Here is a 25,488-nt window from a genome sequence, read left to right on the forward strand (position 1 = left end):
AAAATTCCCTCCCATAGCATCAAACAATTTGCAAGGCATTATACACCCTGGAGAAAATTTTTTTTGCTTTAAAAAAATCTCGGGTCGCCTAGCTTTACAGCAGGAAGCGAATTTAAGCGAGCGGAAACAAAACTTCGCGAAAAGCACGCAGCGGAGAAAGGTTGGAAACAGGACGTTTCCAGCCGGCTATGAGAACAAGTGCGAAAACAGTGCTTTTAAGGAGCTGATTTAGTCACGAAACCCGGGCGAGGGTTTCGCCCAAGCCGCCAAGCTATAGAGAATGACTTAGCGGCGCAGGTGGACCTTTCGGAGCGGAGAGCCTTTCGCATTAGTTTTGTCCGTGCAGCTTATTGAGTGACCGGCAGTAAAGCAAAATCCTGGAGCGTCAACCTTCGGCCGAGTAGCAAACAGCAAAAATTTGGAATATAATACCATGTCAAAACCTTGTCATTTTCATCTCTTTTAATTATGTTCATTCAGAATAAGGCTTAAACATGTGTGACGTGAAAAAGGCTTGGGCATGGTTTTCTTATCCCAGCACAAGCCACTCTCTCTAATTCGGCTGACCCCACTTAAATCGGTTTGAATGGAGGTAGCCTATGAACTCCTCTCTGTTCGGTTCACGGGGATCTTATGACTACTCAGGAAATTATTATCCCAGTTCCCCTTATCCCTATGGGCATCCAGGGGCGTATTCCACCTATCCAAATCCCTATCCACAATACACCTATCCTCAGTGCATCTATCCTTATGGCAATGCCCATCTATCTTATGGGCGGCCTTCTCTTCCTTCTTATTCTTATTCTTATTCCTATCCCATGCCCGCTCCGGCCCAACCTCCTGTACAGCCCCCTGCCCCCGCTTACCCCAACACCCTAACCTATGGCTGGGGTGAGCCAAGAATTATCATTCCTGACCGGGGCCTGGCGACCATTCTGATCGCTATCTTAATTCTGGTTGCTCTGGATCTCCTATTTGTGAGACCCAGACGCTAAGTTCTGTTGGTCCCTTACCTCAGCTATTTCTATAGGCTCCACATCCGCAACAGACCATTTCCCACACCGATCTCCCCAACGGGTCAGCACCTTATCCTCTTGCCTGATCTCCACCACCTCGCAGTGATTGCTGCAGCCTTTGCAATCAAAGCTCCGCGCTTGAAACTGGCTTTCAGCCATCTTCAAACCCCGGAAGTTCGTAGCCGGACTCTTTTTGTTCAGGAAGCGTTCTTGAGCCAGGAAAGCAGCGCCCAAGGCTCCCATGACTGAAAAATGCTCAGGAACAATGACCTCTTGGCTCAGTTCTTCTTCAAAGGCTTGGCGAATCCCCGGATTGGCCGCCACCCCACCCTGGAAAAATACCGGCCCCAGGATCTCTTTGTTTTTCCCTACATTATTGAGATAGTTGCGCACCATGGCCTGGCATAGCCCGGCGATAATATCCGGGAGAGGATGACCTAATTGCTGTTTATGAATCATATCCGACTCCGCAAAAACGGAACACCGCCCGGCGATGCGTACAGGATGTTGAGCTTTTAAGGCCAACACCCCAAATTCTTCGATGGGAATCCCTAAACGTGACGCCTGCTGATCCAAAAACGACCCGGTTCCTGCTGCACAGACCGTATTCATAGCAAAGTCCACCACAACCCCATTGCGCAGGATGATGATTTTAGAATCCTGTCCGCCGATTTCTAAAATGGTTTGGACTTTGGCATTCATCCGGGAAGCAGCTACAGCATGGGCCGTGATTTCATTTTTCACCACATCGGCCCCTAACAGAGTAGCCGCTAACTGACGGGCGCTGCCCGTGGTTCCCACTCCCTTGATCTCCGCAGCCGAGCCAATACAGGCACGCAGCTCCCGCATTCCCTCCTGAATCGTCTGCATAGGGCGGCCTTGGGTCCGCAAATACATGGTCTGGGCTATGGTTCCATCTTCATCGAGGAGCACGATATTGGTACTGACCGAACCTACATCGACTCCCAGAAAATATTTACTTACCGGCAAGATCCAACACTCCCTCGCTGTTCACTCTTCTCTTCAGACGGGACCGCTCCAACAAATCCACAAACGCTTCAATCCGGGTTTGCACTCCGGCTTTTCCTGTATGTTCGTCCACGGTCAAGGTCATAATGGGTATGCCATAATCCCCTTGAACCTTGGGCAGAATGCTGGAGGCTACAATCTCCGGCATACAGCCCAGGGGCAAGAGCTGAACAACTCCATCATAGCCCTCCTGGGCGAACTGGATGGCGGCGCCGATAGTTTCCTGGGCATGGCCCCCGACAAAACGACCTAAATAAGGTTTGGCCAAAGGATAATAGGATTTCAGGGGACGGTAGCCTTGGGCCAAGCCGCGGAAAACATGCTGGCCCACCCACCCCGACAGATAGATGGAACGCTCCACTACCGCTCCCAGATTGCCCAATTCCTTCTCCACATCCATGGAAATAAAGGGCTCCAATATGGTATATATTTCACCGACTACCCCGATTTTCAGCAGCTCTTCTCCCTCGTAACCGGTACTGCTCCCCAGCTTTTGCTCCATCTCTTCCTTAAGCCATTGCAGAACATCCTTCATCCCTTGATCCGTCATAGCCTGAACCAGCCGTCCTTTAGCTTCTTCATAAAGGTGATCAGCCAGCTTGGCATCTTTAACAAGGGGACGAAAACCATGGAACCTATCTTCGATCTGATCCAGGACCACACTTTTTCGGTAAGCGAAAAGCATGGCTTTAAGAATGCGGTTCCAGGTGTTCCTTTTACCGGCCAGCTTGCGGATCCGCTCAGCCAGCCCCAACAGACTGCCATCAGGAGGCTCCAAAGTGATGACATCAAAGGGATATCCTGCTTCCTGTAAAATCTCCCTTTCCATTTCGCCATAATAGCCAAAACGGCAAGGGCCGATTCCCCCTGTGATCAGGGCCGTATCCGCTCCTTGGGCCGCAGCCTGGACAAAATTCCCCAGATTCAGTTTAAGAGGAAGGCAGAAGGATTCGGGAGCCAGCTGGGTCCCTATGTTTAGGGTCTCTTTGCTGTTGGGCGGTGGCACCACATAGTCCACAGCCAAGCTCTCAAGTAAGGCTTGAATCACGATCCAAGCGTTCCCCATATGAGGAAAGGTGACTTTCATAATCCCTCCTCCTTTCCAGCATGTCGAGAAAGGCTTCGATCCGGGTGACCACCCCTGCCTCGCCACTATGTTCATCTAAAGTAAGCACTAAATAGGGTTTTTGGTTCTGGCGGGCACGGCGGGCAAGTAGATCGTTAGTCATGGAATCCGTTCCGCAGCCGAAACAGGATAAATAAATCAAACCCTCGATTTCCGGATCCTCCACATAGACAGAACCCGCCCCGAAGATCTTTTTGGCATGGCTCCAAAAGATTTTTTTCTGGAGTTTGCTATGCTGCTCTTCAACAGGAGATGGGCCTACGTTCTCCACTACCACGACCTGGGCCTTTTCACGAAGCCGCTGCAACAAGTTCATAGTGGCATAGGATTCATAAGTCAGATAACTATGCCCCACCAGGGCAATCTTGGGCCCCTTCTCCTGGCACCCGGATCGGGCGACCTGGTCCAGCAGCCACCCGTCTTCAAATTCCTCAGGCTTTTGGTGGCGTCCCACTTGCTTAAATCCCAAATCCTTTAACTTCATAGGTTCTGCTAAGGCCTCAAAGCATTGCATACTTTCGGTAAAGGACCAGCCGCTATGACGCATTCTTTGGTAGGCTTTCTGCCAACGCTGCGCTTCAGCAAAGGCTTCCCTGATCCGGCCTTTGGCATGCCCGATCGTCCCTCCGAAGGCCATCAGCTGTTTCAAAACCTCTCTCTTCCCTTCCCGCCAGTTGATATCTACGGTGTAGAGCTGTACGCCTGCCGGAAGAGCATCGAGAACACTCTCCGGAAGCCCGAGAATTTTAGGACAGAGATAGGTATCTTTTTCCATGCTCACCAAACGGGGAAGAAAAATTCCATCCACATCACTTAAAACGGTGAGATGCCCCACCAGAATCTTCACCGGCAAACAGGTTTCATCAGGAGCCTTTTTAAGGCCACTCTCCATAATCTCCCGATTGGTTAGCGGCGAAGTAACCAGCTCGATTCCTAATTTATAAAAAAAACCTGCCCAGAAAGGGTAGTATTCATAGTACATCAAAGCCCGTGGAAACCCTAATCGCATAGTATCCTCCTTAGTTATTTTTCATCATGCCCTTGGGGCTGACGTATGGTATCTTTCGGCTTGAGAATACTGGGCCGCTTATTCTTTATGGGGAGAGGAGACCGCACCAGAACGGTACCCAAGGCTTTTATATCCAAAGGCAATAATGGCCATAAATAAGGAACACCGAAGGATTTCGTCCTCCACAGCAGGAAGAACAAGATCAGGACCCCGATGGCCAAACCGATGAAATTATTGAGGGCTACCATGAGCAAAAGGAACAGCCGTGCCAGGCGGTTGGCCTGGGCGAGCTCATAACTGGGTGTAGCAAAGGTACCTACTGTGACAATGGCAATGTAAACAATAATTTCTTGGGCAAAAAGCCCAACCTTGATGGCCACATCACCGATCATAAAGGTAGCAATTAAACCCAGAGCTACAGTCAAAGGTCCCGGCGTGTGAATGGCAGCCATGCGGACTAAATCCACCCCAAATTCCGCAAGAAACACCTGGGGAATCAACCCGATCTTCCCTACTTCTTGAACGCCCAAAAATTGCAGCCATTCGGGAAGGAGGTGAGGATTTAAGGCACAGGCCAGCCACAGAGGCAAGAGGAAAAGAGCGGCAAAAATCCCCATAAAGCGAACCCAGCGCAAATAGGCGCCGACGATGGGTTCCTGACGATACTCTTCCGCGTGCTGAGTATGGGACCAAAAGGTAGCCGGAGCAATCATCACCGAAGGAGAAGTATCTACCAAGACCACCACATGGCCTTCCAGCAAGTGAACGGCTGCCACATCCGGCCGTTCCGTATAGCGCACCCGGGGATAGGGATTCCAAATCTTGCTGCCGAGAATAAATTCCTCCACACTTTTTTCCGCCATAGGAATACCGTCGATCTTGATCTTCTGAATCTCTTCAGATATCTCCTTGACTAAATCATCGTTGGTTATATCTTCAATATAGGCTACACAGACATCGGTTTTGGACCGTCTCCCTACCTGCATTAATTTCATCCTGAGTTTAGGATCCCGCAAACGGCGGCGTATGAGGGCCGTATTAAAGGCTAAGGTCTCCGTAAAGCCATCCCTGGCTCCCCGGGTAACCCGCTCAATATCCGGCTCACTGGGAGAGCGGGCCGGAAAACTGCGGGCATCGACAATGATTGCTTTTTCCTGGCCTTCGACAAATAGAGCCATGGGGCCGGACAAAATGAAATAGAGGATTTTATCCATGGTGTCCACTTCAGATACCTGCAGGCCGACGATACGGCCTTTCACCAGAGTCTGCAGGGCATTCACCACGAGATCCGCCCGCTCAAGCTCCACAAGAGCGTCGAGGATGATACTGACAACCTGGGTATCCACCATACCATTCACAGAGTAAATGGCTATTTTCTTTCCACCAATGGTCATTTCCCGCAGGACGATATCAAAATTATCGGGAACCCCCAGTTCCCGATTAAGATAGTCCAGATTCTTTTGGTAATGTTTACTGACCTTAACATTGCTTTCACTTGAATTATCCAAACTACCGCCTCCAGACACACTTCCCGTTCATCCTTTAATCGCGCTCAACGCTCAAGCTTCATTCACCGGCTTAGCCCTTGGGGTTAAAGGTTATGGAAACCAAATAGCCAAAAAAGACTGCCGCTGCAATCCCTACGGCTCCCGCCTCTACCCCGCCTGAAAAAGCTCCGATCAGGCCTTTTTCTCCCACAGCCTCTATGGCTCCTTTAGCCAGGGAATAACCGAATCCTGACAGAGGGACCGAGGCTCCGGCTCCGGCAAATTTCACTAAGGGTCCATAGACACCAAGTGCACCCAAAACAGCTCCTCCGGTGACAAAGGTTACCAACACATGAGCCGGAGTGAACGTGGGTTTCGTTAAATCCATAAGCAGCTGACCAACTACGCAAATCAGGCCGCCTACCACAAACGCTGGAATAATCTGCTCAAACATTGCTTTTCCTCCTTTATCAAGCCTCGATGACTACAGCATGCCCTATTCCCGGAATGGACTCTCCCTGCAGGCTGGAAGTAGGGCTGTGTAAGGCCCCGCTCCCGACGAGAAGGATTCTTTTATACTGACCGGATTTGATCTTTTCCATCAGATGTCCGGCGAAGACCACTGCCGAGCAGCCGCAGCCACTGGCTCCGGCATGAGCGTCCTGACTTTTGTCATAAATCAATACGCCACAGTCCGAGAAATTCCGAAAATGGAGCCCCGACTTTTTCAGTACTTCTTGAGTAAGATTTAATCCTACATTGCCTAAATCACCGGAGATAATCAGATCATAGTCCTCCGGTGTCCGATTCATATCCTGAAAATGATTGATAACCGTATCAGCTACAGCCGGAGCCATGGCGGCTCCCATATTATTGGCATCTGTTTCCCCAAAATCCACAATCCTGCCGATGGTGGCAGCAGTAATCCGCGGTCCCTCTCCGCTCTGACCAAGGACGAGACTGCCTGCCCCGGTCACCGTCCATTGAGCACTCATAGCCCGTTGGCCACCCTGCTCCGTAGGCAAACGATACTGGCGTTCGGCTGTATCATGATGGCTGGATACTCCCACCAGCACCTTGCGGGCAAATCCCCCGTCAATGAGCATGGTTCCCACCGACATGCTCAAGGCCATGGTGGAACAGGCCCCGTAGAGGCCGATGAAAGGGATGCCCATAGTGCGGGCAGCAAAATTCGCAGAAATGATCTGATTCAGCAAATCCCCGGCCAAAAGGTAATCGATCTCATCTTTCTTGATTTGGGATTGCTTTACAGCCCCTTCCATGGCTTCCTCCAACATTTTGGTTTCCGCAACTTCCCAGGATGTATTGCCATTGATATTATCTTTCCACACCTTATTGAAGGTCTTGCCCAAGGGACCTTGACCCTCCATAGGGCCAACTACGGAATAAGAGGAGAGAATTACGGACGGATTCGAGAAAACCACCGTTTGATTGCCTATACGTTTTAGGTTCATTTCTTTTTCATCCCCCGTTTCATTTACTTTTCATACTAAGGATGCTTGATCAGCGCAGGAAATAGGTGATGAGCCCTATAGCAATCGAAGCCGCAATCCCGTAAACCAATACCGGCCCCGCTACGGTAAATAATTTGGCACCGACACCCATCACATAACCTTCCCGTTTAAACTCCAAGGCCGGGGATACTATGGAGTTGGCAAATCCCGTGACCGGGACGATGGATCCGGCCCCGGCAAATTTGCCGATTTCATCATAGATACCCAACCCGGTGAGAAGCGCCCCCAAGAGGATCAGGAAGGCTGTCGCCGCCGTTGAGGCGTCATCTTTGGGCAACCCCATTTGGACTAAAAAATTAATGACAATTTGTCCGAAAGCGCAAATGATTCCACCTACCAGGAAAGCCCGGATGATATTCTTCATAATCGTAGGCTTTGGAGTCATGGATTGTGTGAGTTCTTTGTACTCCTCAGGAGTCACATTAAGAGTTGGTGGTCGCAGTTTTTGGTCAGCCAAGGAAATCACTCCTTTCGTTATGCCTGTTAATCCTTGTCAATAGTGCTAACACATAGTATGAATCTGGAATTCCCTTTTTATGCGGTTCCCCGAATCAACTACCATATTCTTCTTGCACTATCAGAAAGTATAAGCTTGCGCACTATACTTTCCAAGCATAAGGGTAACCAGCGACTTCGCCTCTTTTATGAGTATGGGTTTAAAGCAACAAGTGGGTCGACAGTGTCGACCTGGCGAAGCCGGGTTTTCTTGATTATAAATATTTTTACACTTTAGCAGGAAAATTATGGATGTCGTCGAATTGAACTTTGAGAAGACTCAATAGGGGGGAACACCATTGCTTATTGACAAAAAACTGGAGCGTCAGACCTTGCTCTTGACTTTAAAGGGAGAACTTGACATGAATACCTCTGAAAGTCTACGCCAGACCATAGATAGTGAGATTGAACGTCGTGGAGTGCGAACCGTCGTACTTAATCTGGAGGATATCAGCTTTATCGACAGTTCGGGGCTGGGCGTTATTCTTGGGCGTTACAAGAAGCTTCTCCCCATGGGGGGGAAAGTCATCATCACCCGGGTACCTCCCCATATCTATAAGATCATGGAATTATCCGGTCTCCCACGTATCATTCAATTCGAAGATATGCTGAACCAGGAAGATGGAAGGAAGGGAAAAACTGTATGAAAAGAAACCTTTTAGATCTTAAGTTCTCCAGTCTGGGCGAGAATGTGGGGATCGCCCGGATGCTGATTGCCTCCGTCGGGGCCCAACTGGACCTTTCACTCAACGATATTGAGGAACTTAAGGTCGTCGTCAGTGAAGCGGTTTCCAATGCAATTATTCATGGTTATGCCAATCATCCGGACAGGCTGGTTCAATTAATCATTGAACAAAATCCCGAAGCCTTAAAAATCATTGTCAAGGATGAGGGATGTGGAATACCCGACGTAGAACAAGCCATGCAGCCGGCCTTCAGCACGGATCCTGAGCGCATGGGGCTGGGATTTGTCTTCATGCAATCCTTCATGGATGATCTCCAGGTGGAGTCAGCAGTCAATCAAGGTACCACTGTCACAATGATTAAAGAACTTGACAATATCCAGCCCTCCACGCATTAGGGGGGGATAGAATTATGATTCAAAGACTAACGGAAATGAACCTTCCCCGCTTCCCTCTTCTATCAGACGAAGAGATGATGGATTTGCTCCATCGTGCCCAAAACGGTGATGTTGAAGCCAGAGAGCGGTTGATTAACTGCAATCTTAAGCTGATCTTCAATCTTGTCCAACGCTTTTCCCACCGCGGGTATGAGCTGGAGGATCTCTTTCAAATCGGCACCATCGGCCTGATCAAGGCTATCGACAAATTTGACTTTACTTATGGTGTAAAATTCTCCACCTATGCAGTCCCGATGATTATCGGGGAGATCCGCCGTTTCCTGCGGGACGATCATCCTGTTAAGGTCCCCCGCTCCTACAAAGAGCTGGTGTACAAAGTTAATAAGGCCCGGGAAAGCCTGTCGGCAACCTTGGGCCGGGACCCTACCATCGGCGAAATCGCAGAAAATATCGGAGTCGATCGAGAAGATATTGTATCCGCCTTAGAAGCGGTCCAAAGTCCCACTTCCATTCATGATACCCTCTATCAAGATGACTCCGATCCCATCTATATTTTGGATCAACTTCCTATGGAGAAGGATTTGGAGGCCGGTTGGTTTGAAAAGATTGCTCTGAAAGAGGTTCTGGACAAACTCCCTGAACGGGAAAAACGAGTTTTGATGATGCGTTTTTATGAAGATAAGACCCAAAGCGAGATCGCGGCCCTCCTTAGCCTCTCCCAAGTTCAAATCTCAAGGATCGAGCGGGCTGCTCTGCACCGTATTCGTCAATATCTCCATGAACCGGAACCTCAGGATGATTAGAATCCAAATACCCCTTCGAAAGTACGGAGAATTTGCTTGCCAATCCCTGCTTTCTCAATATCCTTTTCAGCCACCAGATTAACGGAGGCCATCATTTCATTATCGCGATAGAGAAGGATTTCCCCCACCTTTTGACCCGCTTTCACAGGCGCTTCCACATCTGGGTTGAGCTTCGTCTCGGCCCAGATGTTTTTGTCGTTTCCTTTCGACACAGTGACTCCCAGGGCTTTTTCCGTAACAGCTACCAGATCGTCCTCCATGCCCTTGCGGACCTTAATCACTCCTTGTTTCTGACCGACGGGAGCATATTCTTTATAGGCATAGTTGGCAAAGCCATAATTGTACAGCTTCATGGATTCCGTAAAATGTCCCCTGACCTGGGGAACTCCCATGACCACTGCAATCAGGCGCAGCCCATCCCGCTCGGCGGTGGAGGCAAGACAATAATTCGCTTCACTGGTCCAACCGGTTTTAAAGCCATCGGCTCCCTCATACCACCACAGCAGTTTATTGGTATTCCAAAGTTTGAATTTGCCCCCGCGCAAATCATACTCCTTCATACTTGTCAATTTGCGGACCAGAGGATACTTTAAAGCTTCACGACCCATCAGGGCCAGATCATAGGCACTGGTATAGTGTCCTTGTGCCGGTAAACCATAGGCATTCACAAAATGGGTATGATTGGCACCGATCTCCTTGGCCTTCTTATTCATCTCTTCCACAAAGGCCTCATGAGTGCCGCTGATATGTTCTCCTACAGCATAACAAGCATCATTAGCCGAGCCCACCGCGATCGAAATCAGCATTTCTTCCAGAGAAAAGGTTTCCCCCGGCTCCAGATAGATTTGCGAACCGCCTAAACTGCTGGCGCCTTCACTGGCGGTCACTTTATCGGTGAGACTTACTCGTCCCGATTCCACCGCCTCCGCGGCCACTAGCAGAGTCATCAGCTTGGTCACACTGGCCGGCGGCAGTTCTTTATGGATCTCTTTTTCAAAAAGTATTTGACCGGACTTAGCATCCATAAGAATCGCACTCGCTGCCTCGGTCTCCAATACGGCACCATAGGCCTGATGGGGAACGGCCAGATTGCCAATGAATAACGCCAAAGCAAAAATCCAAGATAATGTTTTACGCATTCGTTTTTAGCCCCCTTACGAAACATATTTATTCTATTATCCCCAGAAAAATAAATTATATCGAAAGGCAACTTAAACATATCAACTCTCGTTAAAGGAGTTTGAGCATTGCTGATTTAACATAACTAAAAAGAAAAGAAGTAGCTACAACTTAGTGCTGTTACCAAGTCGTGGCTACTTCTTTTCTTTTTTAGTTGTTCTCCCTGTTCGCGCCGCTAACGCCTCTTGGGAGCCTTTGGTGATTTCAATCCATGCCAATAACAGGGATGAAGATAAGCAAAAGGCTTCGGATAAATTTTGTGCTTCAGGAGGCATCCCCGAATTACCTGAATTCCGGCGACATCTGCTTGTTCCTGAAATTCTTCTGTCCAATTGCGCTCTTGAAACCAAACGAATTGAGCCCCACATTCCTGAGCCTGACTGATAATATTCGGAATCGATTCCGATTTTAAGCAGGGGACCACCACATCCACTTTATCCTGCAAAGCTGCCAGCCCTGCATAGACTTTAAAGCCTTCCAAACGCTGTAAATCCTCAGCCACAGGATGAACCACACAGCCAAATTGCTTTAAGAGCCTCCAGACTTTATAAGCATGCTTATGTTTCAGAAAGCGATCGGCATTACCTACCACAGCATAACGATGAGCTGTTGTCGTTTCCCCGGCCAGGGAAAACACTTTTTTTTCACGCATCCGTAGTCACCCCTAACTTCAGGTACTAAAGATTACGTGAAAACTGCTCATCTTATGACTCCCAGATTAGCTTACCACTTCATGAATAGTTGCTGTCACGTTAGGTACGCTCTCCTGAAATGCATAGGCTTTTAAGATATCCGTTTCTACATGATCAAGATTGGTGTGAAGAATGCAGAGAGGTTCATTAAGGTCAACATAATCCCCCACCTTCTTCAAAAGCGTAACCCCGGCCGCATAATCAATGGCATCATCCTTCTTCTTTCTTCCTGCCCCCAACAGCATAGCCGCAAGCCCGATCTGTTCAGCGTCGATAGCCCTTATATAGCCTGCCTGGTTGGAGAAAATTTCGATATGATACTCTGCTTGAGGTAATTGGAACAGATCATGAACTACTTGGGGATTTCCTCCTTGGCTGGAGATAAGCTCTTCTAGCTTTTCTATAGCCTTACCCGAACTAATAACTTGCTGAAGTTCCTCATAAGTTGACCGAAAATCATGATAGCCGCCACTGGCAATGGCCATATAGGAGGCGATTGTCAAAGCAATCCCGGTTTCATCTTCAGCTCCCTTGCCCCTTAACACATCAATAACTTCTCTTATCTCATTGGCATTGCCCACTTCATGACCAAGAGGCTGATTCATATCGGTGATGATGGCGATGGTCCTTCTCTTTAATGACTTGCCTATCTGTACCATGCACTCGGCAAGTTTTTTGGCTTCGGCCAGGGATTTCATGAAAGCCCCTGAACCTACTTTAACATCAAGAACTATGGCATCCGCCCCGGAGGCAATCTTTTTGCTCATGATGGAACTGGCTATGAGAGGAATACTATCCACGGTTCCCGTCACATCTCTTAAGGCATAAGTCAGTTTGTCGGCAGGGGTTAAATTGGCTGTTTGGCCCACTACCGCCATGCCGTGGTTATTCACATTGGCGATAAATTCCTCTGCACTTAAAGCGGTCCTGAATCCTGGGATCGCTTCAAGTTTATCAATGGTCCCCCCGGTATGGCCTAATCCTCTGCCACTCATTTTCGCCACAGGGATTCCTAAAGAAGCAACCAGGGGAATGACAATTAGGCTGATCTTATCCCCCACTCCCCCTGTTGAATGCTTATCGACCTTTATCCCTGCGATACCGGATAAATCAATGGTCTCTCCTGAGTTCACATAGGCCATGGTTAAGTCGGCGATTTCCTCATCATTCATCCCTTGGAAGTAAATAGCCATGTAAAGAGCGGATATTTGATAGTCGGGAACCTCCCCCTTTACATAACCTTGTACGAAAAACTCTATTTCTTCTTTTGTTAATGCCTCGCCTTTTTTCTTTTTGTTGATTATATCAACGACCCGCATTGCACCCACCCCCGTATGTTCCTAGGCAGCTTGCCAAAGCTCCCTATAATCTCAAGACCTTAGGCCAGCCCCTTAACCAAAGCCTGCACAAACCGCACAAACTGCTTCTCAATGCGCTCGGCCGTCTCCATGACCTCGGCATGGCTGAGGCGCTGGGAAAGAATTCCGGCCGCCATGTTGGTAACACAGGAGATGCCGAGGACCCGCATTCCGCCATGATTAGCTATGATGACTTCAGGGACGGTACTCATACCCACCAGATCAGCCCCTATAGTGCGCAGGAAGCGAATTTCTGCCGGGCTTTCATAGCTGGGACCGCTCATCGCCGCATAGATCCCTTCCTGAGGATGGATCCCCACTTCCCGGGCTATGGTGAGCGCTTTTTGCCGCCACTCCAGATCATACCCTTCACTTAGATCGGGAAAACGAGGACCCAGGTTACTGAGATTGGCTCCACGGAGGGGATTATCTCCCATCATATTAATATGATCCTTGATCAAAATCAGATCCCCCGGACGGTAAGCAGGGTTAATCCCACCAGCAGCATTGGTCACGATCAGCCCGGATACTCCCAAAACCTGCATGACCCGAACAGGAAACGTTACGCTTTGCATGGAATACCCTTCATAAAAGTGAAAGCGTCCTTGCATAGCCACCACGGTCTTACCCAGAACTTTTCCGAACACCAATTGACCTTTATGTCCCTCAACGGTGGAAACAGGGAAATTGGGGATCTCCTGATAAGGAATGACAACCTTATCTTCAATCAAGTCCACAAAGCCACCCAGTCCCGAGCCAAGAATAACACCCATTTGGGGCTCTATATTTACTTTTTCAATAATAAACCGCCGGGTTTCGCTGAGTTTGTCCATAAATTCTTGCTCACGCATCATAGTGATCGTCTCCTTTAGCCTTTATTTTGAATAGGTGCATTACAGTAGCCGCTCATATCGGCTGCAACAGCAACAGAGAATGAAAAACGTCGTTCAGGTCGTGTCGCCTTATCGTCCGGGTCGCGTAGCTTTACGCACAACGTTCACTCCATAGCTCCAGGGCTGGTTCACTCGCTTTCTTAACAGCATCTGCGGCGGATACGTATGCTTTGTAGCTTGCCGCCTTGAGCGAAACTGTCCACTGGACACTTTCGACACCAAACCCCGCTGCTTTCTGCATGTTAACCGTGGCTCCGCTACGTTAAGAAAGCCTCGTTCACCCGACCGCCCCTCCGCTAAATCCGTTCGCTTTTGTACGTAAAGCTACGTCTTGCGGGTCTCTTTCAGTTTTTTATCGAGCTCTGAGGCTTGAGTTTTTGTAAGTGGGCGCCTCTTGTGAGCGGTTTATGAGGTCACCTTTAGATCTGCTCTTTTCTTCAGTGCCTTTCTTAGGTTCGCCGACCATGCCGCTCAAGCGGCGTCGGTAAAGACGGAAAAAGCAGCCCAAGGATTTTGCCTTACAAAAGGGAGCGAATTTAAGCGAGCGGAAACAAACTTCACGAAGTGCTTTCCGCGTTAGTTTTGTCCGCGCAGCTTATGGAGCAACCGATGTAAAGCAAAATCCTGGAGACCCAGCTTGCGGACCTTCTTCAAACCAATTCCCCCCAAAAACTCTGCCCATTGGCTAACTCTTCCGTCCCCAAATACTCAGCAATAGTAGCCCCCAAATCGGCAAAAGAAGATCTGATTCCCAGATCCCTTCCGGGCACAACCTTTTTCCCATAGACCAGTAAAGGGACATACTCCCGGGAATGGTCCGTGCTTTCCGTGGTGGGATCACAACCATGGTCGGCGGTGATGAAGAGGATATCCTCCTCCTCAAGTGAAGCGAGGATTTCCGGCAATCTCCCGTCAAACTCCTCAAGGGCCTGAGCATAGTTCTCCACATCATTGCGATGACCGTAAAGCATATCAAAATCCACCAGATTGGTCATGATCAAGCCCGGCTTCTTCTCCTTGATAAAGGCCAGGGTCTTCTCCACGCCATCCCTGTTCCCCTTGCTGGCAAGATGATCTGTGACCCCATGGCCTGCGTAAATGTCTTTGATTTTTCCTACAGCCATGACCTGAAGTCCTTTTTCCTGCACCCTATCCAGGAGGATTTTGTGGGGCGGTTCAATGGCATAATCATGGCGATTGGTAGTCCGGTAGAAGTTTCCTTCCTCGCCTGAAAAGGGGCGGGCGATGACTCGGCCTACTCTTAAATCCCCCTCCAGCATTTCCCGGGCTGTCCCGCAGATTCGATATAATTCCTCTAAAGGGATCACCTCTTCATGGGCCGCGATCTGAAACACTGAATCTGCTGATGTGTAGACGATGGGTTTCCCCGTCAGCACATGCTCCTGTCCCAGGCGCTGAATGATTTCTGTGCCGGAAGCCACTTCATTGCCTATGACCTGGCGGCCGATGCGCTCCGCAAAAGCTTGGAGAAAATCCTCCGGAAAACCCTTGGAAAAGGTAGGAAAGGCCCTTTCCAGGACCACACCGGCTATTTCCCAATGTCCCGTAGTGGTATCCTTGCCGGGGGACTTTTCCGCCATTTTTCCATAACAGCCTTGAGGGCTTGCCTCAGGGTCCACCCCTTGGATAGGTGCAATATTGCCCAGACCTAATCTCTGAAGATGAGGCAAATGAAGACCTCCGCGGGCCTTGGCAATATTGCCTAAGGTATTGCTGCCCACATCTCCGTATTCATGGGCATCGGGCATTTCACCGATCCCCACACTATCTAAAACAATCAAGATGGCTCGTTTCAAAAAGCGCTTCCTCCTTTAATTTCGTTAAACTTATCAACTCGTTAAACTTATCAATCCATTAAAACTTATCAATCCTATTAAATTTTATCACATCTTAATCAGCCCGGGGATGGGCTTTGCGGAATACTTCCAACAGCCTTTGCCGGGAAAGATGGGTATAAATCTGGGTCGTGGCAATATCGGCATGCCCCAGCATTTCCTGGACGGAGCGTAAATCCGCTCCATGATCCAAGAGATGAGTAGCAAAACTGTGTCTGAATTTATGGGGATAAATATTTTCCTGAACGCCATGGTTTTGTGCCCACTTTTTGAGGATATCCCAAACCCCTTGCCGGGTCAGAGCCGTACCTCGGGAATTAAGGAAGAGGACTTCCGTTTTATGTTTTCCCCTCAGGTGTTCCCGATCATGCTCCAGATAATCCTGCAAAACCTCAAGGGCATATTCTCCGATGGGGACAATCCGTTCTTTGTTCCCCTTGCCCCGGCAGCGCAGGGTCCTCGTCTCAAAGATGATATCTGAAACCTTTAAGCCCACCAGTTCGGAGACACGCAAGCCACAACCATAGAGTACCTCAATCATGGCCATATTACGCATCAATAGTCCTTTATCTTTCCCCTCAGGGTCAGCGTTCCCAGCTCTTTTACCGCTCTTGTCATGTTTGGGCCATTCTTTGTCCCGATCTCCTCCCTCACCCATAAGCTTGCCGATCGACCCTTCAGACAGAACATGGGGCAGATGCTGTTCAAGCTTCGGAGTGCTCAGGTATTCGGTGGGATCATCTTCCCGCATCTCCTCTCCTAAGAGAAAAGCAAAGAAACCCCGCAGGGTTGCGAGGTACCGTGCCAATGTGCGGGCAGACCTCCCCTGGTTCTTCTCCTGAAGAAGAAATAAGAAAAGGTCGTTGCCCTCACAAGCTATAATGTTTTTCCCACGTTGTTGAAGAAAGGCTGTGAATTTCCGTAAATCACGCTCATAGCTGTTTCGGGTATTGGGGGAAAGTCCTCGTTCCACATTAAGGTAGATCAAATATTTCTTAAGCCAAGCTTCGGTTTGAACCTCCACAGCAATCCCTCCCTCGCTTAGAAAGTTCTACAAGAGGGAAAGGTTTTCCTGCGGGTTTAAACCGGCGGATCCCTATCTTTTTATATCAGGAAAAAGCTGTATGACAAATTCGCTCCACACCGTGCCTTCCTCTTCAACCCGCATCGGGTTGCCGCTGGGCTTCTCATCTTTGTCCCCTTGGGATGTAAGCAAGAGGCTGCAGACCGTGACCAGCTTGGGCAGCATGACGGCCAGCAGCATCATTAAAATAACGATCCGGGCGATAGTGAAAAGAAACTCCGGCCAGCTTTTACCTCTCTGCATAACTTCGACCCCCAATCCCTAAAATTTATGCAGAGGGGGATTGTCTTGATGCCATTAAGGCCGCTCCCAAAGCGGCAGTGATCGAGGGTTCACTATACACCAGCAGAGGATGGCTCAATTGTCGGCGGAGCGCAGCCAGCACCCCCTGATTGCGGGCTACCCCGCCGGTAAACACAATATCCGGCACTAAGCCGATCCGCTGTGCTAAAGATGCTACACGGCTGGCCACGGATTCACAGACCCCGGCCAGTATATCCTCTTTCGGCTTTCCTGCCGACACATGCGTAATCACTTCCGATTCTGCAAAGACCGTACAAAAGGAGGATATGGCCGTGGGATTCCGAGACGTTGCCGCAAGACTTCCTATGTCATTCAGACTAATTTCCAGAGCCGAGGCCATGACTTCGAGAAAGCGGCCTGTTCCCGCCGCGCATTTGTCATTCATGGCAAAATCCACGACTTTTCCGTTAGGCAACATTTGAATCACCTTGCTGTCCTGTCCCCCGATATCAATAATAGTGCGGGCGGTGGGAAAAAGGTGGTGAATTCCTCTGGCCTGACAGGTGATTTCCGATACTTCCCGGTCGGCGGGAAAAGTAATCCTCCCGTATCCGGTAGCAACCGTCCCGCCCACATCCTCCCGGCCAAGCCCTGACTCCGCCAGCAGCTTAGCCACCATCTGAACCGCCACTTCCCGTCCGCTATACCCGGCCCGGGCTGTATCATAAGCGACCATCTTAGTTTCCTGATCGATAAGAACGACTTTCACCGTCAGGGAGCCGATATCCACCCCAATATATACCTTGGCCATACCTTCCCTCTTTCCTTTGCCACCTCAATCGAAGGTCTCCAAAAAGGCCTGAACACGATTGCGGATGGGTTCTTCTGCATAAGCCCGGGGATCAGCCATATCGGCTTCGATCATCAATCCCGGAACACCCGTCTCCATCATGACTCTTCTGCGGATAACCTCCTGGACCAGAGAATAGGGCTTACAGGAGCGATTGGAGTGCATTACGAATCCATCGGCCTGATAGTCCCGAATGAGCTGCACCAGTTGTTTGGTGCGGAATTCCGGGGAACGGTTCAGGAAAACTTCCGTATAGGTAGCGGCCAGACTTTCCAAGGGGGTACCCGGTGCCTGCTCCATGGCCCAGCCGCCGCTATAGGTATCGGTGACAAAGCATGCTCCCCGCTCCGTGAACATCTTATTAAAACTGAATACTTTAGGCCAAATCGCAATGTTATCCCAAACCAAACGAATCCGTTCATTTTCCACTGCTCCCTGGGCCAGGGCCTCCCGTTCCCTGACCTCATCACGAAAGAGCCGGTAATAATCCCGCCCCGCCTTGGTTCCCCTCATCACCACGATAGGAGCCATGTGGATAAAGAGATCGGGAGCATTCAGAGGTGAAGGACGGGATTGACAAGCCTGACGGGCTTCTTTCCATAGACCGGTGGTTTCCCGGCTGAACTCCATCTGCTTCTCCAGTTCGCTTTCGTCCAAGGTCCTGCCGGTAATTTTCTCCAGCTCTGCAACCATGGCCTTAAGCTGCTCCAGGACATAATTCCTGGCCTGCGACCTCATCTCTCCCGTCAGGTAAGGAGTATCCAGCACCAGCAGGGGAACTTTAAAGTGCCGGGCCAGCACTTCATACCACTTTAAGACTGTACCGCAGATATTATTGCAAGCCACCAGCAGATCGGGCTTGGGCATCCCTCCTAAAGGGGCCAGATCCGGCCGCAAAACCCCACCGATATTGGAGCGGGCATAGGAGCATAGATCCTGGGAATAGCCTGCCGCTTCCGCCACCTGGCATAATTGGGCCGTAGCTTTATTGGTGCTGTAAATAGCAGCGTATTGCTCCGGGTAGGCCGGATGAATCTTAAAAGCGCGCAAAATTTCCACAGGAGCGCCGCTGGTTACCCAGGCAATCCTGCGGCCCATCGGCTTACCCCAATAGCGGTGATACCCGGTTAAAATATAGTAACGCTTCATGGTTTTCTTCAGAGTATCGGTACTGCGCAGGGGACGATAATTCCGTTGCTGCGTCTTCTGGGTCATGCTTGTGCCCTCCCCTCCGAATCTGAAGACCGGTTCTCCAGAATGCTCTCCAAGAATGCCTGCAGCCGGGTCCTCTCCTGCCCCCCTACATCCGCTCCCTCCAGTTCCAGAACCAAGGTACGAACCCCCCGGTTCTGGAGGGTTTCCGCCAAGGGAACCGCATCCCAGGCATGGGGTTCGCAATACTTGCGGATGACCAGCACCGCACCTTCCACCTGCCGCCGGGAGGCTAAATTCCCCAAATACTCCAGGCGGGCATTGAGGCTTTGATTCTTACAGGGACAGGGAGGCATATCCTCATAACGCTTCACCAGATCATACCAGGGGTCAGACGATTCCTCCATCGGGGGTCCGGAGTAGTGGCGGTAACCCGTACAGGTGTCATCCACCACGACCCGCCCCCCCAGTTCCTCGATCATAGCATACAAATGATCATTCTCCAGAACAGCCCCCGTAACCATCAAGCGCGCTCTTGAACCGGATTCCTCCGCCCTGGCATAGAGTTCAGGGAGCACCTCATCCAGGACTTCCGCATAGATTGCCCTGGGCATGAGCTGCCCGGCCCGCAGCAGGGCCGCCGTCAGGGGGGAAGGCAATTTTCCCCGCAGCTCCTCCACTTCGTTAACCTTTTCCCTGATGCGCCGGCATAAGCGGATAGCTTCCCTCAAGCTCTCCTCTGTGGGTTCATGGCCGGTCAGCCTTTGCAATTGCTCCCAGGCCCTTTTGGCCTCCTCCTGATAATACTGATTAGCTCCGGCTGCTTTAAGCATGACAGGAGGAACCATATTGATGATATTTTGTTTGCCGGCAAACTCCCAAATACCGCTTAAACACTGCATGGTATCACAGGTATGGACAAAGCCGACCCCCAGCAGATCTTCCCAGCGGCCCTGTAACTCCATATCCAATATCCCCCGGGCTAAAGAGCAGGAAAAAGGAGGCAGTTCCGCAGGGGTCCGCTGGGCGGAATCCGGCAAAAGGCGCAGGGGCTCAAGACCAAAGGCCATAATCAGTTCTTCCGGAAAATAGGAACATAGTATTCCCAAAAAACGGTGATTGGGATAGCGGGTTTTGCGTTTTGAGCCCTTAAGGGCGGACTCCTCCAACAGTAAGCTTAGTGAATCTCTTTTCTCCTCAGGCACACTCCATTCCATCATCGGGGCATCCTCCTAACTTTGCATCTATTGTGTTGATGCCACTTCCTTGGAAGCCTGTTTTGCTTCCCCTTCTGCAGGAGGAATGTCCCGTAAGGCCCGGCGCAGGATCTTACCAATAGCCGTCTTGGGTAAATCGGTACGGAATTCCACCGTTTTAGGAACTTTATAAGGGACCAGGTGTTTGCGGCAAAAGGCGATGATATCCTGTTCTGTAGCGGCAGCTCCATCTTTAAGACTGACAAACGCCACCACCTTTTCCCCGCTGTAACCGTCCTTAACCCCGATCACACAGGCTTCCTTAACCGCCGGATGTTCATACAGTACATCCTCCACTTCCCGGGGATAGACATTGAAGCCACCGGTGATAATCATATCCTTTTTACGGTCCACAAGATAAAAATACCCGTCTTCATCCATGGTCGCGATATCTCCGGTGTATAGCCAGCCATCCCTTAAAGCGTAGGCCGTCTCTTCCGGCCGGTTATAGTAGCCGAGCATTAAGTCCGGACACTGAATCACCAGTTCCCCCGATTCACCAGGGGCCAGATCCTCTTCACCCTTGTCAATATCCCTGATTTTGAAATTCACATCCGGGAAAGGGAAACCGATGCTGCCGGTTCTGTTTTCACCACGTAAGGGGTTACAGCAGAGGGCATTGACTCCTTCAGTAAGGCCGTACCCTTCCATCAGCCGGGCTCCGGTAAGCTCTTCAAAGCTTCTCTTCACCTCGGGGGCCAGAGCAGCCGCTCCCACGAAACACCCCACTAAGGAGGAAAGACTATAGCGTTTTAATTGAGGGTAATTGATCATGCCTATATACATCGTCGGAACTCCGGCAAAATACGTGGGCTTATGCTTGTGAATAGCCTTCAAGACATCCTTCGCTTCAAACCGGGGGATCAGAATCGTGGAAGCTCCGGAGAATAAGGGGGCATTCATGCATACGGACATGCCAAACCCATGAAAGGCCGGGAGAACGGTAACCAAACGATCCTTGCTGCCCATTTGAACCCAGGCTATCGCTTGATAAGCATTGGCGAGCAAGCCATAATGGGAAAGCATCACTCCCTTGGGGCGTCCGGTAGTGCCGCCGGTATAGATAAGGACCGCTATATCCTTACGAACATCTACTTTTTGGGACGGATAATCTCTCAGCACGGAACCGTTGCCCTCATTCAGCAGATCCTTAAACCTCCTGGCAACTTTGAGGCGTTCCTTACCTCCCGGGGGCAGCTTCCGTGTGAATGGATAAAGAAATTTAAGAGGAAAAGGCATATACTCATTGAGGGCCGTGTAGAAGGTATGCTTCAGCAATTGAGCCTCCCCGGCCTGATGACAAATGTCTCTCACATTTTCCAGCCGCTCTGCCAGAAGATCCAGGCAAATGGCTGCTTTGACCTGAGCATCCCGAAAGATATGCAATAATTCTGATTCGGTACTGAGAGGATTGACAGGAACGACCACCCCACCAATGGCAAGGATAGCATAATAAGCAATCACGTATTGGGGACAATTAGCCAGCAAAAGGGCCACCCGATCCCCGGGATCAATACCCAGCTTTTGCAGGGAATCTGCCAAGCGTTCAACTTTATTGCCCAAATCACTGTAACTCATTTTTTTATTAAAATAGATCAGGGCAACCTCTCCGGAATTTTTTTGCGCACTTTTGCGGAATAACGCATCCACCGTCTCTTCAGGATAGCTTAGGTCATGGGGAACCTGTTGGTCGTATTGAGCTCTCCAGGGAAATTCATGCCTTTTATTTTCCTGACTCATGAGTATACCTCCCGCTTCCATTAACATGGTTCTTTTCTTCTAACCCTTAATCCCGGACACCCTGATTTCTATAATGAGCTCACCGCTTTTATCTTTCTCCAGCCATGAGCCAAACCTTTTGCGGCCTCATCGACCTTATGGGCGACTACTCATATACTTTTTCCTCCGTCAAATGAGCATTCACCGCATCTTCTTCCAGGGAGCGATGGCATTGTAAATTCCCCCGCCGTTCTTTGTAATACTCATGTTGGATAATGAGATTCATCACTTCATTGGTGCCGGTCCAAATCATGATGAGACGGATATCCCGCAGCAATCGCTCGATGGGGAAGATATTGGTATAACCAATGCCTCCCATGATCTGCATCGCATCGTTCACCACGGCCCAGGCCGAATCCGTTGCGAACTTTTTCGCCTCGGAGACCAAACGACGTGCCACATGGCCCGGCACTCGGTCATCCACGGCCCGGGCGGTGGCATAGACCAAAGCGCGGGCTGCATCCAGGCGGGTGATTGAATCAGCCACTTTGAAGTTGACCCCTTGAAAATCTTTAATTTTTCTGCCAAAGGCTTTGCGCCTGGTGCTGTAGTCAGAAGCTACTTCCAGAGCCGCCCGGGCCATCCCCAAGGCTCCCGCGGCACTGGTTAATCGTTCCGGGATCATCATCTGATAAAAAATATCTGCCGCACCGTTTTCCACGCCGAGAAGGTTTTCGGCGGGAACTTTTACATCCTTAAAAACCACACGGCCTGCCCCGCCCCCGCGGGTTCCCATTAAGCCGTAGATATGTTCCACTTCCACTCCGGGACCACGGTCTACGATAAAAGCGCTGATACTCTGATGGGCAGGTCCTTCCGGAGCGGTCTTGGCATAAACCATAAAATAGTCGGCCCCTTCTGCTCCCACCACAAAACGCTTTTGCCCATTGAGAACATAGACATCCCCCTCACGCCGAGCCAGGGTCGTTGCCCCAAAAAAATCCGATCCTCCTCTCGGTTCAGTCAACGCCTCGGCAGTGTACAGCTTTCCTTCTAAAGTAGGCTTTAAATAGCGGTTCTTAAGCACCTCTGAGCCAAAATGATCAATAGCTTCGCCGACGATGGAAGGCAGGGAGTAAAGGCAGGCCAGGCTCGTGCCCAAAACCCCAATCTCTTCGAGAATCGAAACTTCATCCACCCACTGCAAACCTCTTCCGCTGTACTTCTCAGCAAAGCGCAACCCCAGAAGTTTGGCTTGACCCAGCTCCATTAAATACTCTTTCGGATAGATTACCTTTTCTTCATCCATAGCCAAGATCAGCTGTTTAGGTACCTTTTCTTTGACAAACCGCGCCGCCTCTTCTTGCAGACGTTTTTGCTCCGTGGTCAAGAGAAAATCAAACATATCCCCTCTCCTTTCCAAAAATGAATAGTCATTCATTTTCAACTATTAAGAATATTCTGACACCTATAGATAGGTACGTCAATACCCTTCTTAAATTTAGAATAGAGATATGCTCCCAGAGAGAGTAACTTGTCGACATTTTTGTTGGGGATGCTGTAATGAAGTTCTCTTTTCTGCGTTATACACTATGAAGGCCATCGCGATGAAACACCACAAAGGAGGTGGAAAATTTGGATGCAGAGCAATTAACAAGCATTTATGAGAGCTATCATAAGCGGGTATACAACTACATCAGCTTCCGTATCAACAACCATTATCATACCGAAGAGTTGGTCAGTGTCGTATTTGAAAAGATCATAACGTATTATGACACATACCGGCACGGTTCTTCGCCATTGGAAGCATGGATAATTACCATAGCCAGAAATGTTGTGATGGATTATTTCCGCAACATCAAGCGCGGGCATGATAGTTTCACTCCACTGGATGCTGCTATGAAGTTTATCTTCCCAGGGCAACAGCCGGATGAAATTTGTGTCTTGCAGGAAGAAAACAAGCAATTGCTGAAGGCATTGAACTCATTGTCTCCAAAAGAGCGCAATATTGTTGCCATGAAGTACGCAGGAGGCCTGAAGAACCGCGAAATCGCCCAAATAATGGACATAACGGAATCCAATACAGGTGTTGTGATACACAGAGCTTTACGAAAAATGCGCAAATATCTGCAAGAGGAGGAACTTAGCCATGGATTTAGAGAAAATGTTATTGACGGATTTTAGCCACGAAGCCCAACGTAAAAGAGAAACCCTGAATGACCTATTGGCAACCTTAGAGAAAGGTAAGCATACTGAGCAACAGCTCGAAAGGAGCCGTATCATTATGAACAAAAGAAAAGTGATAAGCGTATTTGCTGCAAGTTTGACACTGTTATTAAGCCTGACCACCTTTGCCTATGGCGAAGATATTTTTCGGGTGATCAGAGAGATAACTGTTGGCAGTCATGCCAAATTTATAGTAACTGAGGAGCAGCAATCTACTCCTCGCCCCATACCGGCAGAGCTGCAGGGCAAACTATTTGATGAAAACGGCAACGAACACGTGGAAGTAGCTATTGTAACCGAAGCCGACGCACAACAGAACGATGAAAAAACGTTTATAAGCACATCATCCAAGGAAAGAGCCCGACAGTACACTATGTTTGATTTTAAGATTCCTGGCTATCTTCCAGAGGGATATGATCAAGTAACCTATAAAATGTTGAAAAATGAAGAAGGGCAGCCGTACCCCAATTCCAAATACCTATTTGCCGAATTCAAAAATGCGGTCGGCGACGTGATTCATTGTCAGATGCGCTACATGGACGAGGAAACTACCTTTGAGCTGTCAGGAGTTGGGAAGGATATGGAAAGCATGACAATCAACGGCCACGAAGCTGCTGCCTCCGAAACCAGCATATATATTGAAATTGACAGCATCATGTACATGTTTACAAACAAAACCATAGAGGGTGACGAGTTTGTCAAAATCGCGTCCTCTCTGCGATAAAAATCTATTGTATAGAAAAAGTGGTTCAACTTCTGGGTAGAGCTGAGATAGGCTATATCGAAAGTTCTGAAAACCAAATCATCATTTACAGAATAGGTTATCACACCCCAAGTTTTGAGCCATAAAATGAAAAAAGGCTGTTGCACAACGAACTTTACAGTTCATTTTACAACGGCCTTTTATACACCTAAGACACACTCTTAGCTCTGTTCTTTCATGCGTCTGTGATACTCTTCTTTCATTTTCTCAAAGGAGTCCTGACTAATGACATGCTCCACACGGCAAGCGTCTTGAGCGGCGGTCTCTTCATCCACGCCTAAATAAACCAGATACCGGGTGAGGATATCATGGCGTTCGTAGATGCGGGAAGCGATCTTCTCACCCTCATCAGTCAGGGTGATGACGCCGGAAGAATCCACTTCGATATAGTCATTCTTCTTAAGAATTCCTACCGCACGGCTTATGCTCGGCTTAGTATAACCAAGCTCATGGGCAATATCAATGGAGCGAATATCGCCTTTTTTCTTCTGAAGTATATAAATAGTCTCAAGATACATCTCGCCGGATTCCTGAATACTCATGGCAATAGCTCCTTTTTATCATTATTTCATACAAACTTTTTGCATTATAGGGCTCTCTCTAAAAGCATAGTATAATTAAGCAGAAAAATCAATC

General features: G+C 49.3%; 26 protein-coding genes. 6 read left to right on the top strand and 20 right to left on the bottom strand.

Annotated elements, in window-relative coordinates; genetic code table 11:
- Window positions 1-599: 599 nt before the first annotated feature.
- Complete coding sequence (locus BUA14_RS15040) at window positions 600-995, top strand: hypothetical protein (protein ID WP_072773358.1); 396 nt, start codon at window positions 600-602, stop codon at window positions 993-995.
- Here the strand turns inward: BUA14_RS15040 and BUA14_RS15045 are convergent.
- The 7 genes from BUA14_RS15045 to spoVAC form a co-directional block, all read right to left on the bottom strand.
- Window positions 972-2,006, bottom strand: coding sequence for an acyl-CoA dehydratase activase (locus tag BUA14_RS15045; RefSeq protein ID WP_072773359.1), 1,035 nt, complete (start codon window positions 2,004-2,006; stop codon window positions 972-974). The two genes, BUA14_RS15040 and BUA14_RS15045, sit on opposite strands and share 24 nt — an antisense overlap.
- Window positions 1,993-3,132: a CoA protein activase gene (locus BUA14_RS15050; protein WP_072773360.1), complete on the bottom strand. Its 1,140-nt coding sequence runs from the start codon at window positions 3,130-3,132 to the stop codon at window positions 1,993-1,995. Before BUA14_RS15050 ends, BUA14_RS15045 begins: the two co-directional genes overlap by 14 nt.
- Entirely contained in the window at window positions 3,074-4,180 is a 1,107-nt protein-coding gene (locus BUA14_RS15055; protein ID WP_072773361.1) for an acyl-CoA dehydratase activase-related protein, read from the bottom strand. Before BUA14_RS15055 ends, BUA14_RS15050 begins: the two co-directional genes overlap by 59 nt.
- Before the next feature lie 14 nt (window positions 4,181-4,194).
- Entirely contained in the window at window positions 4,195-5,688 is a 1,494-nt protein-coding gene (locus tag BUA14_RS15060; RefSeq protein ID WP_072773362.1) for a spore germination protein, read from the bottom strand.
- A 70-nt stretch (window positions 5,689-5,758) separates the two neighbouring features.
- Window positions 5,759-6,121 (bottom strand): stage V sporulation protein AE, encoded by a 363-nt coding sequence (gene spoVAE, locus BUA14_RS15065; RefSeq protein ID WP_072773363.1) that lies wholly within the window; start codon window positions 6,119-6,121, stop codon window positions 5,759-5,761.
- 16 nt (window positions 6,122-6,137) lie between these two features.
- Entirely contained in the window at window positions 6,138-7,142 is a 1,005-nt protein-coding gene (spoVAD, locus tag BUA14_RS15070; protein ID WP_072773364.1) for a stage V sporulation protein AD, read from the bottom strand.
- Window positions 7,143-7,191: 49 nt separating this feature from the next.
- Entirely contained in the window at window positions 7,192-7,659 is a 468-nt protein-coding gene (spoVAC, locus tag BUA14_RS15075; protein WP_072773365.1) for a stage V sporulation protein AC, read from the bottom strand.
- A gap of 337 nt (window positions 7,660-7,996) precedes the next feature.
- Between spoVAC and spoIIAA the strand changes: the two genes are divergently transcribed.
- From spoIIAA to sigF, 3 genes are read left to right on the top strand one after another with little or no spacing between them, the layout of a single operon-like run.
- Complete coding sequence (spoIIAA, locus tag BUA14_RS15080; RefSeq protein ID WP_072773366.1) at window positions 7,997-8,344, top strand: anti-sigma F factor antagonist; 348 nt, start codon at window positions 7,997-7,999, stop codon at window positions 8,342-8,344.
- Window positions 8,341-8,778 carry an anti-sigma F factor gene (gene spoIIAB, locus BUA14_RS15085; RefSeq protein WP_072773367.1) on the top strand — a complete coding sequence of 146 codons (438 nt, stop codon included), beginning with the start codon at window positions 8,341-8,343 and terminating at the stop codon, window positions 8,776-8,778. The genes spoIIAA and spoIIAB overlap by 4 nt, the downstream gene beginning before the upstream one ends.
- A 14-nt stretch (window positions 8,779-8,792) precedes the next feature.
- Window positions 8,793-9,581, top strand: coding sequence for an RNA polymerase sporulation sigma factor SigF (gene sigF, locus BUA14_RS15090; RefSeq protein WP_072773368.1), 789 nt, complete (start codon window positions 8,793-8,795; stop codon window positions 9,579-9,581).
- Here sigF and BUA14_RS15095 read toward each other — a convergent pair.
- The 12 genes from BUA14_RS15095 to BUA14_RS15155 form a co-directional block, all read right to left on the bottom strand.
- Window positions 9,578-10,720, bottom strand: coding sequence for a D-alanyl-D-alanine carboxypeptidase family protein (locus BUA14_RS15095; protein WP_072773369.1), 1,143 nt, complete (start codon window positions 10,718-10,720; stop codon window positions 9,578-9,580). The genes sigF and BUA14_RS15095 overlap by 4 nt on opposite strands.
- 215 nt (window positions 10,721-10,935) lie before the next feature.
- A complete protein-coding gene (locus BUA14_RS15100) occupies window positions 10,936-11,412 on the bottom strand; it encodes a CoA-binding protein (protein WP_072773370.1) in 477 nt (158 codons plus the stop codon).
- Between the two features lie 66 nt (window positions 11,413-11,478).
- The gene (locus tag BUA14_RS15105; RefSeq protein ID WP_072773371.1) at window positions 11,479-12,771 is read right to left on the bottom strand and encodes a pyrimidine-nucleoside phosphorylase; all 1,293 of its coding nucleotides are present in this window, start codon (window positions 12,769-12,771) and stop codon (window positions 11,479-11,481) included.
- A gap of 59 nt (window positions 12,772-12,830) precedes the next feature.
- Window positions 12,831-13,664, bottom strand: a complete 834-nt coding sequence (locus tag BUA14_RS15110) for a purine-nucleoside phosphorylase (protein ID WP_072773372.1) — start codon at window positions 13,662-13,664, stop codon at window positions 12,831-12,833.
- 689 nt (window positions 13,665-14,353) lie between these two features.
- On the bottom strand, window positions 14,354-15,520 hold the full coding sequence (locus tag BUA14_RS15120; RefSeq protein WP_072773373.1) for a phosphopentomutase: 1,167 nt from the start codon (window positions 15,518-15,520) through the stop codon (window positions 14,354-14,356).
- A gap of 94 nt (window positions 15,521-15,614) precedes the next feature.
- The gene (xerD, locus tag BUA14_RS15125) at window positions 15,615-16,583 is read right to left on the bottom strand and encodes a site-specific tyrosine recombinase XerD (RefSeq protein ID WP_072773374.1); all 969 of its coding nucleotides are present in this window, start codon (window positions 16,581-16,583) and stop codon (window positions 15,615-15,617) included.
- Window positions 16,584-16,655: 72 nt separating this feature from the next.
- Window positions 16,656-16,886 carry a hypothetical protein gene (locus BUA14_RS15130; RefSeq protein WP_018211250.1) on the bottom strand — a complete coding sequence of 77 codons (231 nt, stop codon included), beginning with the start codon at window positions 16,884-16,886 and terminating at the stop codon, window positions 16,656-16,658.
- Between the two features lie 25 nt (window positions 16,887-16,911).
- Window positions 16,912-17,697, bottom strand: a complete 786-nt coding sequence (locus tag BUA14_RS15135; protein ID WP_072773375.1) for an acyl-CoA dehydratase activase — start codon at window positions 17,695-17,697, stop codon at window positions 16,912-16,914.
- A 24-nt stretch (window positions 17,698-17,721) separates the two neighbouring features.
- On the bottom strand, window positions 17,722-18,951 hold the full coding sequence (locus BUA14_RS15140; RefSeq protein ID WP_072773376.1) for a 2-hydroxyacyl-CoA dehydratase subunit D: 1,230 nt from the start codon (window positions 18,949-18,951) through the stop codon (window positions 17,722-17,724).
- A complete protein-coding gene (locus tag BUA14_RS15145) occupies window positions 18,948-20,108 on the bottom strand; it encodes a 2-hydroxyacyl-CoA dehydratase subunit D (RefSeq protein WP_072773377.1) in 1,161 nt (386 codons plus the stop codon). The genes BUA14_RS15140 and BUA14_RS15145 overlap by 4 nt, the downstream gene beginning before the upstream one ends.
- A gap of 24 nt (window positions 20,109-20,132) precedes the next feature.
- Complete coding sequence (locus tag BUA14_RS15150) at window positions 20,133-21,884, bottom strand: long-chain-fatty-acid--CoA ligase (RefSeq protein WP_072773378.1); 1,752 nt, start codon at window positions 21,882-21,884, stop codon at window positions 20,133-20,135.
- A 145-nt stretch (window positions 21,885-22,029) separates the two neighbouring features.
- Window positions 22,030-23,268, bottom strand: coding sequence for an acyl-CoA dehydrogenase family protein (locus BUA14_RS15155; RefSeq protein ID WP_072773379.1), 1,239 nt, complete (start codon window positions 23,266-23,268; stop codon window positions 22,030-22,032).
- Between the two features lie 221 nt (window positions 23,269-23,489).
- On the opposite strand from BUA14_RS15155, the gene BUA14_RS15160 reads away from it, so the two are divergent.
- Both BUA14_RS15160 and BUA14_RS15165 read left to right on the top strand, forming a co-directional pair.
- Entirely contained in the window at window positions 23,490-24,047 is a 558-nt protein-coding gene (locus BUA14_RS15160; protein WP_072773380.1) for a sigma-70 family RNA polymerase sigma factor, read from the top strand.
- The gene (locus BUA14_RS15165) at window positions 24,013-24,813 is read left to right on the top strand and encodes a DUF4367 domain-containing protein (protein ID WP_072773381.1); all 801 of its coding nucleotides are present in this window, start codon (window positions 24,013-24,015) and stop codon (window positions 24,811-24,813) included. The genes BUA14_RS15160 and BUA14_RS15165 overlap by 35 nt, the downstream gene beginning before the upstream one ends.
- Before the next feature lie 200 nt (window positions 24,814-25,013).
- Here the strand turns inward: BUA14_RS15165 and BUA14_RS15170 are convergent, their stop codons facing one another.
- A complete protein-coding gene (locus BUA14_RS15170; RefSeq protein WP_005811011.1) occupies window positions 25,014-25,394 on the bottom strand; it encodes a metal-dependent transcriptional regulator in 381 nt (126 codons plus the stop codon).
- Window positions 25,395-25,488: the final 94 nt, after the last annotated feature.

This window comes from Desulfitobacterium chlororespirans DSM 11544 (genome assembly GCF_900143285.1).
GTDB lineage: Bacteria > Bacillota > Desulfitobacteriia > Desulfitobacteriales > Desulfitobacteriaceae > Desulfitobacterium > Desulfitobacterium chlororespirans.